The 10620-nt window shown below is 52.2% G+C and carries 10 protein-coding genes and 3 pseudogenes; 4 read left to right on the top strand and 9 right to left on the bottom strand.

Annotated features, from left to right (window positions below; genetic code table 11):
- Window positions 1-3: 3 nt before the first annotated feature.
- On the top strand, window positions 4-60 hold the full coding sequence (locus ABZJ92_RS18310; protein WP_003032489.1) for an IS1 family transposase: 57 nt from the start codon (window positions 4-6) through the stop codon (window positions 58-60).
- An 8-nt stretch (window positions 61-68) separates the two neighbouring features.
- Here the strand turns inward: ABZJ92_RS18310 and torD are convergent.
- The 3 genes and pseudogenes from torD to torC all read right to left on the bottom strand — a co-directional run.
- Window positions 69-266, bottom strand: a pseudogene (torD, locus tag ABZJ92_RS18315) (molecular chaperone TorD); the annotation flags it as partial.
- Window positions 263-2803, bottom strand: a pseudogene (gene torA / locus ABZJ92_RS18320) (trimethylamine-N-oxide reductase TorA). The pseudogenes torA and torD, both read right to left, overlap by 4 nt.
- Window positions 2803-3975 (bottom strand): pentaheme c-type cytochrome TorC, encoded by a 1173-nt coding sequence (gene torC, locus ABZJ92_RS18325; RefSeq protein WP_005047427.1) that lies wholly within the window; start codon window positions 3973-3975, stop codon window positions 2803-2805. The pseudogene torA and the gene torC overlap by 1 nt, the downstream one beginning before the upstream one ends.
- Before the next feature lie 86 nt (window positions 3976-4061).
- Here torC and torR point away from each other — a divergent pair, with 86 nt between their 5' ends.
- Window positions 4062-4754, top strand: coding sequence for a two-component system response regulator TorR (gene torR, locus ABZJ92_RS18330; protein WP_001120136.1), 693 nt, complete (start codon window positions 4062-4064; stop codon window positions 4752-4754).
- Here torR and torT read toward each other — a convergent pair.
- Window positions 4727-5755 carry a TMAO reductase system periplasmic protein TorT gene (gene torT, locus ABZJ92_RS18335; RefSeq protein ID WP_001264948.1) on the bottom strand — a complete coding sequence of 343 codons (1029 nt, stop codon included), beginning with the start codon at window positions 5753-5755 and terminating at the stop codon, window positions 4727-4729. The genes torR and torT overlap by 28 nt on opposite strands.
- Window positions 5756-5837: 82 nt before the next feature.
- On the opposite strand from torT, the pseudogene torS reads away from it, so the two are divergent.
- Together torS and ABZJ92_RS18345 are read left to right on the top strand one after the other, a co-directional pair.
- A pseudogene (torS, locus tag ABZJ92_RS18340) lies at window positions 5838-8549 on the top strand (TMAO reductase system sensor histidine kinase/response regulator TorS).
- Between the two features lie 101 nt (window positions 8550-8650).
- A complete protein-coding gene (locus ABZJ92_RS18345) occupies window positions 8651-9724 on the top strand; it encodes a 4Fe-4S binding protein (protein WP_000818447.1) in 1074 nt (357 codons plus the stop codon).
- 48 nt (window positions 9725-9772) lie between these two features.
- Here the strand turns inward: ABZJ92_RS18345 and ABZJ92_RS18350 are convergent, their stop codons facing one another.
- Genes ABZJ92_RS18350 through ABZJ92_RS18370 form a run of 5 tightly spaced genes read right to left on the bottom strand, consistent with a single transcriptional unit; the run spans window position 9773 to window position 10618 of the window.
- Window positions 9773-9946, bottom strand: a complete 174-nt coding sequence (locus ABZJ92_RS18350; protein WP_001019194.1) for a GnsA/GnsB family addiction module toxin — start codon at window positions 9944-9946, stop codon at window positions 9773-9775.
- On the bottom strand, window positions 9936-10166 hold the full coding sequence (ymcE, locus tag ABZJ92_RS18355) for a protein YmcE (protein WP_011069319.1): 231 nt from the start codon (window positions 10164-10166) through the stop codon (window positions 9936-9938). The genes ABZJ92_RS18350 and ymcE overlap by 11 nt, the downstream gene beginning before the upstream one ends.
- Complete coding sequence (gene ymcF, locus ABZJ92_RS18360; RefSeq protein WP_071524879.1) at window positions 10141-10329, bottom strand: cold shock small protein YmcF; 189 nt, start codon at window positions 10327-10329, stop codon at window positions 10141-10143. The genes ymcE and ymcF overlap by 26 nt, the downstream gene beginning before the upstream one ends.
- Before the next feature lie 10 nt (window positions 10330-10339).
- Window positions 10340-10552 carry a cold shock protein CspG gene (gene cspG / locus ABZJ92_RS18365; protein WP_024259211.1) on the bottom strand — a complete coding sequence of 71 codons (213 nt, stop codon included), beginning with the start codon at window positions 10550-10552 and terminating at the stop codon, window positions 10340-10342.
- Between the two features lie 9 nt (window positions 10553-10561).
- Window positions 10562-10618 carry an IS1 family transposase gene (locus ABZJ92_RS18370; RefSeq protein ID WP_003032489.1) on the bottom strand — a complete coding sequence of 19 codons (57 nt, stop codon included), beginning with the start codon at window positions 10616-10618 and terminating at the stop codon, window positions 10562-10564.
- Window positions 10619-10620 lie beyond the last annotated feature (2 nt).

Below are 10620 nucleotides of genomic sequence, written 5' to 3' on the forward strand. Positions count from 1 at the left end.
TCGGTGGAGCTGCATGACAAGGTCATCGGGCATTATCTGAACATAAAACACTATCAGTAAGTTGGAGTCATTACCAGCGTGGCAATACTGTTTTCCAGATCATTCACCGCCGCAGTGAGCGGCGGTTCGCTTTTCAGCAACGAAAACCATTCAGCCATCTGCGCACTGGCGATTTGCGTCAGTTGTTCATCGTCCAGTTCACGGGAGAACAACTGCGCCAGCCAGGCGTAAACACAGGCAATCTGTTGTGCTGTCAGCGTGGTCATGATTTCACCTGCGACGCGGGAACATATTCGCACTGCGCCACCATCTCCACGGGGCCGTTAAACGCCGTCACCTGCTCCACTGTTCCATTGTACTTCTCAATTTCCACCAGCGTAGTGTGCGCACTGGTCGCCTGCGCCAGCTGCGAAGTCCCGATGTCGATGGTCAGCACGTTGGGGTTACCGTATTTGCACAGCGCACCAGGCTCGCCGCCTTTATCTGGATCGTACCATGCCCCTTCGTGAATTCGCGCCACGCCGGGTGCATAGCGGTCAGAAACTACTGCTCCTGCCAACACCTGACCGCGAGCGTTAAAGACGCGTACCACATCACCGTTACGAATACCGCGCGCGCTGGCATCCTGCGGGTTAATGAACACTGGCTCTTTACCCGCTACCGTATATTGCTGACGCAGCGTTTCCGACTCACATAGCTGCGAGTGAAGTCGGAAATCCGGATGCACAGATTGCAGATGCAACGGATACTTCTGCGAGCCGGGCCCACCGTGGGAGCGTTCGATTTTCTCAAACCACATCGGATGCCCCTGACAATCGTCGTAGTTCATATCGGCGATGGTTTTCGAGTAGATCTCAATCAGGCCACTCGGCGTGCCCAGCGGTTCGAGATCCGGATCTTCGCGGAATGCCTGGTGGCGAACAAACATCTGCGGATGGTCAAACTCGACGTACTCTTTGTTATTCCAGAAGTCATCAAACGCTGGCAGATGAACGCCGCGTCCTTTGCCTTGTTGTACACCTTCCTGCCAGATGCGTTTCAGCCAGCCCATTTCGTCCAGCCCTTCGGTAAAGGCTTCTTCACGATTAAAGCGACGGCACAGCTCGCGGAAAATATCAAAGTCGTTGCGCGCCTCGAACTACGGCGGCACCACCTGTTTCATGGCGATAATGCCACGGTTGGAGTGGTTGCCGTACTGGTCGAGATCGTTACGCTCAAACTGCGTGGTCGCAGGCAGCACGATATCGGCAAAGCGGCAGGTTGAGGTCCACTGGTTATCTATGGCGATAACCGTTTCCAGCTTGCGCCAGCCTTCAATAATGCGGTTGATCTGCTGATGGCGATGGAATGGGTTAGTTCCGGCAAAAATACACATTTTCAGCGGCGGCAGTTTTACCGATTTACCGTTCCAGTTGATCACTTTCCCCGGTTCGAGGATCGCATCGATAAAACGGGCAATCGGAATAGTGCTGCTGTAGCCTTTGTAGTCACTGTTGTCGTGAACAGGCGGAATCGACGTAGAGCCGGAGAAACCACTCAGAATAACGCCTTTACGCCCCGGCGTGCCTGCGCCGTTGTAGTGCCAGCCAAAACCACCACCTGGCAGGCCAATTTGCCCCAGCATCGCCGCCAGAACCACAATCATCCACGCCCACTGTTCACCGTGCTGCATACGCTGCACGCACCAGCCAGCAATAATTTGCGTTCTGTTCGCCGCCATCTGCCGCGCCAGCCCACGAATGGTTTCGGCATCAATGCCGGTCAGTTTTTCAGCCCATGCGGCATCTTTCGGCTGACCGTCTTTCTCACCCAGCAGATACGGCAGGAACTGCTCAAAACCCACACAGTAGTTAGCGAGGAAGTTTTTGTCGTACAGGTTTTCACTGTACAGCGTATGTGCCAGCGCCAGTTGCAGCGGCACGTCAGTTTGCGGGTTAACCGCAATGTGCTTCACATGCTCGCGCCCCAGATACTCATGGGTGGATGTGACAACCGGATCGATGCTGATGACCTCAACTTCACCGGCGGCGACTTTCGCTTTTAGCTGCTCGTAATATTCATAAACATCGTGATCCGGGCACCACCAGTTCGCTTGCTGGTTTTTCAGCAAATCGGAGCCCCACAGCACAATGGTTTTGCTGTTCTGCAATACCAGCGGCCAGGAGGTTTGCTGTTCATACACTTCCATTGAACCGACTACGCGCGGCAGGATCACCTGCGCAGCACCGGTAGAGTAATCTCCGCCCGTACCAACGCTATTACCATGCAAGGCAATAGCTTTCGCCAGCATCCCCGAAGCGTTATGGAACATCCCCGTCGATTGCCAACCACTGGCGGTCAGCAAGGCACTCGGCCCGTGAGTTTTCTGTACGCGTTCCAGTTCTTCATAGAACATGTCGAGGGCTTCATCCCAGCTCACGCGCACAAAACGGTTATCACCGCGCTGGGAGGTGTCGCTCAGATGGCGCTTACGCAGCCAGTCCACGCGTACCATCGGATAACGAATACGTGCCGCGTTGTGTACGTGATCCGGCAATCCGGCGATCATTTTCGACGGATATTTATCCAGTTCGAACGGTTTTGCCGCCACAAAGCGACCATCCTTCACCATCGCGCGGATAGCCCCCCAGTGCGACCCGGTAAGAATGCCCTCTTTCGAGATGACAGCCTCAGTCGCCGCTTGCGCCGCAGTTGCACGGCGCGGCGTTAACAATGACGGCCCCAGCATCCCGGCGACGGTTAAGCCGCCGAGTTGTGCCAGAAAACGCCGACGTGATGCCTGAAAGAGATCGTTATTGTTCATTATTTTTCTTCCTTCTTATCGCCGTGAGCCTTACCTGCGGTGTCAGACGCATTCATTTGCAGATATTTCAACAAAGTGCGTTCTTCACGTTTATCGAGACTGGTAAAGCCAATCATGCCGTTGAGCGTGCCGATCCAACCGTTAGCGTCAAAGTGGGCGATTTCCGGTGCGCCGTGGCACTCGTTACAGGTGCCGTTGTACAACGAATCCGCATAGGCCCAGATCGGTTTGATATCGTTCACCATGTCGCCTTTCTTCATCCACGCGGTGGCCTGCAACTTGCTCCACTCGGTATTGGTGTCGGCAACGGTGGTTTTCTCCAGCGTTTTCACCTGCTGCTGCACATCACCACGAATCGAGGCAACAAAGATGCGTTTACCTGGGAATTGGGTGAGTACACGCTGACGTCCGGCGCTTTCCGTCCAGCCGGTAATTTCAATTTGCAGCCAGTCGCCGTCACGTTTAAGGACTTTCACTTCCGAAGCAGGCAGCAGAGAACCAGAGGCTTCTTTATCGCCTTTCGCCGCATAAATTGGCTTAATATCAATAGAGTACAGCGTGTCACCACTGTCATTAGCACTGGCGCGCAGCTCATCGAACTGCTTACGGAAGCCGCTACTCATATCCGGTAACTGGTGGGCAATACCTTTATGACAGTCGATGCAGGATTGATTATCTTTCGCTGCCACCTTCATCTGACGTGCCGCTTCAGGATGCTGCCTGGCATGATCCATCGCATCGTAGTTATGGCAGGAGCGACAGGTTGCCGAGTTGTTTTCTTTCATTCGCGCCCATTCACGCTCGGCAAGTTCCGCGCGTTTGGCTTCGAATTTTTCAGGTGTATCAATGGAGTGGGCAATAAAGGTCTGGTAAATGTCGTTGCTCGCTTCCAGTTTGCGCTTCACCATGCCTGGAATATCCGGCGGGATATGACAGTCATGGCATTCAGCTCGCACGCCGGAGGCGTTCTGGAAATGCACCGACTGTTTATATTCTTCATACACCGGTTGCATACTGTGGCAACTGACACAAAATTCGGTTGTGCTGGTGACTTTGATCCCAACGTGTGGCAATACAATCAGCGCAATGCCAATCACAATCCCAATTGCGACCAGCGCCAGTACCGACCAACGAGCACTGGGTCGGCGTAGCGCGTTCCAGAGTTTCCGCATAATAACCCCTGTAGAATTATGGTTTAGTGAAGCGATCTTAATGAGCAAATATGAACAGATATGAACAGAATGAGTAAAACCCTCTGATGCCACATCACATTGTTATTGTTGAAGATAAGCCGGTTACCCAGGCGCGATTACAATCCTACTTCACTCAGGAGGGGTATACCGTTTCCGTTACGGCGAGCGGTGCCGGGCTACGGGAAATTATGCAGAATCAGCCGGTAGATTTAATTCTGCTGGATATCAACTTACCCGATGAAAATGGCCTGATGTTAACCCGCGCCCTGCGAGAACGCTCAACGGTGGGGATTATTCTGGTTACCGGACGCAGCGATCGGATTGACCGTATTGTTGGGCTGGAAATGGGCGCAGACGATTACGTCACCAAACCGCTGGAACTGCGCGAACTGGTAGTACGGGTGAAAAATCTGCTCTGGCGAATCGACCTCGCGCGACAAGCTCAACCGCACACTCAGGACTACTGCTATCGCTTTGCGGGTTATTGCCTGAATGTGTCGCGCCATACGCTGGAGCGGGATGGCGAGCCGATTAAACTGACCCGCGCAGAGTATGAAATGTTGGTGGCATTTGTGACTAATCCGGGCGAAATTCTCAGCCGTGAGCGTCTGCTGCGTATGCTTTCTGCGCGTCGGGTGGAAAACCCTGACCTGCGCACCGTCGATGTGTTAATTCGTCGTTTACGTCATAAACTCAGCGCGGATTTACTGGTGACGCAACATGGTGAAGGTTATTTCTTAGCCGCTGATGTGTGCTGATAAAAATAGACCGGACGAAATCCCCCCGGTGACAGCGAGCGGCGGATATGTTCTCGGTCGGCATTTTTCGGCGTCAGAACTAAAATCGGTGGGCTGACATTATCAGACACCGATTGCCCCTGTAATTGCCTGATGGCCTGCTCAACTGCCAGTTCCCCCTGCCAGACCATTTGATCGCTGGCAGCCATAATCACTCTTCCCCGCTTCAGCCCGCGATACACCTGATGTGAAAGATAAAACGACACCACGGTAAGCGGCGTTTTCAGGTTACGCCCTTCACCCATTGCCGCCTCTGCCGCAATGGCCGTTCCGGCAACGACGTCGATTTCTGGGTGGCGTTCCAGCATCTCCTGCAACAGGTTGCGCTGGATTTCAATATCGTTATCACCAAGCGCAATATCAACAATACGCACCGGGCTTCCGGCAATGGCTGCGCGAAAACCCTCGACCATCTCCTTACTGCCCCCGGCGTTATCGGGTCCGGGCATCAGCAGCACGTTCAGTGGTTTACCGTGCGCCCATTGCACCAAATATCGCCCAGGTTGATAGCCCATCTGAAACCAGGGTACACCAACGCGGCTTTTCACCTGGGGATCATCAAGAGCATTTACCAGTTCGATCACCGGCAGATTTGCTACCTGCTTTTGCAGGTCGGGAAATGACGTCGTGCTACTACCGAGCAAAATGGCCTCTGCGCCCCACTGTTTACACTGGTCGATTTGTGCTTGCTGGGTAGCCAACTGGCTGTAGCCGCCTGCCTCCAGCACTTTTAAATCCACACCGTAGCGGCGAGCAGCCTCCTGCATACCATAGTTCAACGATAACCAGTATGAATCTTTCAGGCTGGGATAAAGCGCGCACAGTTTCCATACGCGTTTGGCTTTAAGCGGCATAGAGGCTTGCACCGTGAAATGCTGCGCATCATGCCAGCGCAACAGGTTATCAGCCGAAAATGCCGACAACATGAAAAGGGAAAGAAGTAAAAATAGCAGTACGCGCATGATAGCCTCATCAATAATAAGGCTTTATGCTAGATGCATTCCACTTTGCGACTCAACCTTTTTCACCTTAAGTGCACCGACCGTGAATTTAACCCTGACCCGAAGACTCTGGATGGGCTTTGCCCTGATGGCGCTGTTAACCCTGACCAGTACCCTGGTGGGATGGTACAACCTGCGCTTTATCAGCCAGGTGGAAAAAGACAATACTCAGGCATTGATTCCTACCATGAATATGGCGCGCCAGTTGAGCGAAGCCAGCGCCTGGGAACTTTTCGCCGCGCAGAACCTGACCAGTGCCGATAACGAAAAGATGTGGCAGGCGCAGGGGCGAATGCTCACCGCATAAAGCCTGAAGATTAATGCGTTGCTGCAAGCGTTACGGGAACAAGGTTTTGATACCACCGCTATTGAACAACAGGAGCAGGAGATCTCCCGTTCATTACGTCAGCAAGGGGAACTGGTGGGGCGGCGTCTGCAACTACGCCAGCAACAACGGCAACTCAGTCAGCAGATAGCTGCCGCCGATGAGATCGCACGCCTGGAGCAAGGTCAGGCGAATAATGCGACAACTTCCGCTGGAGCGACCCAGGCCGGGATTTACGATTTGATCGAACAAGATCAGCGTCAGGCTGCTGAAAGTGCACTCGATCGGCTGATTGATATCGATCTTGAGTATGTTAACCAGATGAATGAACTGCGCCTTAGCGCTCTGCGGGTGCAGCAAATGGTGATGAATCTGGGGCTGGAGCAGATCCAGAAAAATGCACCAACGCTGGAAAAGCAGCTCAATAATGCGGTGAAAATTCTGCAACGTCGGCAAATACGCATTGAAGATCCGGGAGTTCGTGCGCAGGTCGCAACAACGTTAACTACCGTTAGCCAATATAGCGATCTGTTGGCGCTGTTCCAGCAGGACAGTGAAATCAGCAATCACCTGCAAACTCTCGCCCAAAATAATATCGCCCAGTTCGCGCAGTTTAGTAGCGAAGTCAGTCAGCTGGTCGACACCATTGAGCTGCACAATCAGCATGGACTGGCACATCTGGAAAAAGCCAGTGCACGCGGGCAATACAGCCTGTTATTGCTGGGGATGGTTTCACTTTGCGCACTGATTATGATCCTCTGGCGCGTGGTTTATCGCTCATTCACGCGTCCACTTGCCGAACAAACGCAGGCGCTGCAACGGCTGCTGGACGGTGATATTGACTCCCCTTTCCCGGAAACCGCTGGCGTACGGGAGCTGGATACCATCGGGCGGCTGATGGATGCGTTTCGCAGCAGTGTTCATGCACTGAATCGCCACCGCGAACAGCTGGCGGCGCAGGTCAAAGCGCGTACAGCTGAATTGCAGGAACTGGTGATAGAACACCGACAGGCACGGGCGGAAGCAGAAAAAGCCAGCCAGGCAAAATCGGCGTTTCTGACGGCGATGAGCCATGAGATCCGCACACCGCTGTACGGTATTCTCGGCACTGCTCAACTGCTGGCAGATAACCCCGCACTTAACGCCCAGCGTGATGATTTGCAGGCGATTACCGACTCTGGCGAATCGTTGCTGACCATCCTCAACGATATTCTCGATTATTCGGCTATCGAAGCAGGTGGCAAAAATGTTTCAGTCAGCGATGAGCCCTTTGAACCGCGCCCGCTGCTGGAAAGTACCCTGCAATTAATGAGCGGACGGGTGAAAGGTCGCCCGATTCGCCTGGCAACGGCAATTGCCGATGATGTACCGAGCGCGTTAATGGGCGATCCACGACGTATTCGTCAGGTCATTACCAACCTATTGAGCAATGCCCTGCGTTTTACTGACGAAGGGCACATTATCCTGCGTAGTCGCACTGATGGCGAGCAATGGCTGGTCGAAGTGGAAGACAGCGGCTGCGGTATTGATCCCGCGAAACTGGCAGAAATCTTCCAGCCATTTGTGCAGGTAAGCGGCAAACGCGGCGGCACCGGGCTGGGGCTGACTATCAGTAGCCGTCTGGCCCAGGCGATGGGCGGCGAACTGAGCGCCACCAGCACGCCGGAGGTTGGAAGCTGTTTTTGTTTACGCTTGCCGTTACGTGTTGCCACTGCACCCGTGCCAAAAACAGCCAATCAGGCGGTGCGTCTTGACGGTTTACGTTTGCTGTTAATTGAAGATAACCCGCTAACCCAGCGAATTACCGTTGAGATGCTGAACACCAGTGGTGCGCAGGTTGTTGCTATTGGCAATGCCGCGCAGGCTTTAGAGACACTGCAAAATAGCGAACCGTTTGCTGCCGCACTGGTGGATTTTGATCTGCCGGATATCGACGGCATTACCCTTGCCCGGCAACTGGCACAGCAATATCCGTCGCTGGTTTTGATTGGCTTTAGCGCCCATGTCATTGACGAAACGCTGCGCCAGCGTACCAGTTCACTATTTCGCGGGATTATCCCTAAACCGGTGCCGCGTGAAGTGCTCGGTCAGTTACTGGCGCACTATCTCCAACTGCAAGCCAATAACGATCTACCACTGGATGTCTCGCAACTCAATGAAGACGCTCAGTTAATGGGGACGGAGAAGATCCACGAATGGCTGGCATTATTTAAACAACATGCCCTGCCGCTTCTCGATGAAATCGACATTGCCCGCGCCAGCCAGGACAGCGAGAAAATAAAGCGTGCCGCGCATCAGCTAAAAAGCAGTTGCTCGAGTCTGGGAATGCGTAGCGCCAGTCAGCTATGCGCACAACTGGAGCAGCAGCCATTATCTGCCCCCCTTCCACACGAAGAAATTACACGCAGTGTTGCCGCTCTGGAAGCATGATTGAATAAGAAAGACCTGAACGCGATTTGAATCAATATCAGCCAGTTAAGAATAACTAGAATAGTGGCATTTGGTATGCAACTTAACGGACTGGCAAAATCATGGCAGAGAAAAAAAGAACCCGCTGGCAGCGGCGGCCAGGCACGACGGGCGGCAAATTACCGTGGAATGACTGGCGCAATGCCACGACCTGGCGTAAAGCGACGCAATTCTTACTATTGGCAATGAATATTTATATTGCCATCACGTTCTGGTATTGGGTGCGCTATTACGAAACGGCAGGTAGTACGACATTTGTCGCCAGACCGGGAGGTATCGAAGGCTGGCTACCGATTGCCGGTCTGATGAATCTGAAATATAGCCTTGCAACAGGTCAGTTACCGTCCGTCCACGCCGCCGCGATGCTGTTATTGGTCGCTTTTATCGTCATCAGTCTATTACTCAAAAAGGCCTTTTGCTCATGGTTATGCCCGGTTGGTACGCTTTCTGAATTAATCGGCGATCTCGGTAACAAACTGTTTGGTCGGCAATGTGTCCTTCCCCGCTGGCTGGATATTCCTCTGCGCGGCGTGAAGTATTTGCTGTTGAGTTTATTTCTCTATATCGCGTTATTGATGCCCGCTCAGGCGATTCACTATTTTATGTTGTCGCCCTATAGCGTGGTGATGGACGTTAAAATGCTCGATTTCTTTCGTCATATGGGGACCGCGACATTAATCAGCGTGACCGTTTTGCTGATTGCCAGCCTGTTTATTCGCCATGCCTGGTGTCGTTATCTTTGCCCATATGGCGCGCTGATGGGCGTGGTTTCGCTATTGTCGCCGTTTAAGATTCGTCGCAATGCCGAAAGTTGTATCGATTGTGGCAAATGCGCAAAAAAGTGCCCATCACGGATCCCGGTAGATAAATTAATTCAGGTACGAACAGTGGAATGTACCGGCTGTATGACTTGCGTAGAGTCATGTCCGGTAGCCTCAACATTGACCTTTTCACTGCAAAAACCTGCAGCAAATAAAAAAGCCTTTGCGTTGTCTGGCTGGTTAATGACGCTACTGGTTCTGGGGATTATGTTTGCGGTGATTGGTTACGCAATGTATGCGGGAGTATGGCAAAGCCCGGTGCCGGAGGAATTGTACCGACGCTTAATTCCACAAGCGCCAATGATTGGTCACTAAATTAGCAACAAGCGGAACATCACCTCGCACGGGGTGATGTTCACAAAATCACATTATTTTGATTTTGACATCATAACTTTCAAGCCCGGTCATTTTTTCTCGTGCGATGAAGCGAATTTCAGAGACTTCTTTCCCTGTATTCTTGTTCAGCTCGGCGATTTTTTGCGCGATAAAGTCGGCGATTTCCGTTTCGGCTTGTTTTTTTAACTCTTCAATATTCACTGTTAACCTCGTCTGGTCTTGAAAGACAGCAACACGCCAGTAAGGTGTTGGTTCCCGGTACCCTGGTCAGGTAAGAAATGTTATAAGCCATCTTCCCGAAAGATTCAATAATCAACAGGTTATCGCTTACTATACATACAGCGTTGAAGAAAAATAAGGCAGATATAAAAAAGGCTCCACGAGGGAGCCTGATATTATTTTGTGAAATCCAGCGGCGCATGGTCAGTGCGTATTTGCAGCGCGACGTTATCAAAGGTGATCATAGTCGATTTACAAAAAATACACTTAGCGCCCAAAGGGTTTCGCTCCGTCACATCGAATGCCGATGTACGGTACTGTGAACCATGACAACATGGACAGCGGAAATGGAGATGTTGAGTAATAACGGCAACCTTAGAGCGTAACAACGTTCGCTGCCGCGGGGCCACGTTGCCCCTGCTCAATAGAAAATTCAACTTTCTGATTTTCGTTCAGCGTGCGGAATTCATTGCTCTGGATGGCGGTGAAATGGACGAAAACGTCTTTGCTGCCATCATCAGGAGTGATAAAGCCAAAACCTTTATCTGCGTTAAACCATTTTACTAAACCAGTCATTTTATTGGTAATGACTCCAACTTACTGATAGTGTTTTATGTTCAGATAATGCCCGATGACCTTGTCATGCAGCTCCACCG

The organism is Shigella sp. FJ200513 (genome assembly GCF_040495915.1).
In the GTDB taxonomy this organism is placed as follows: Bacteria; Pseudomonadota; Gammaproteobacteria; order Enterobacterales; family Enterobacteriaceae; genus ECMA0423.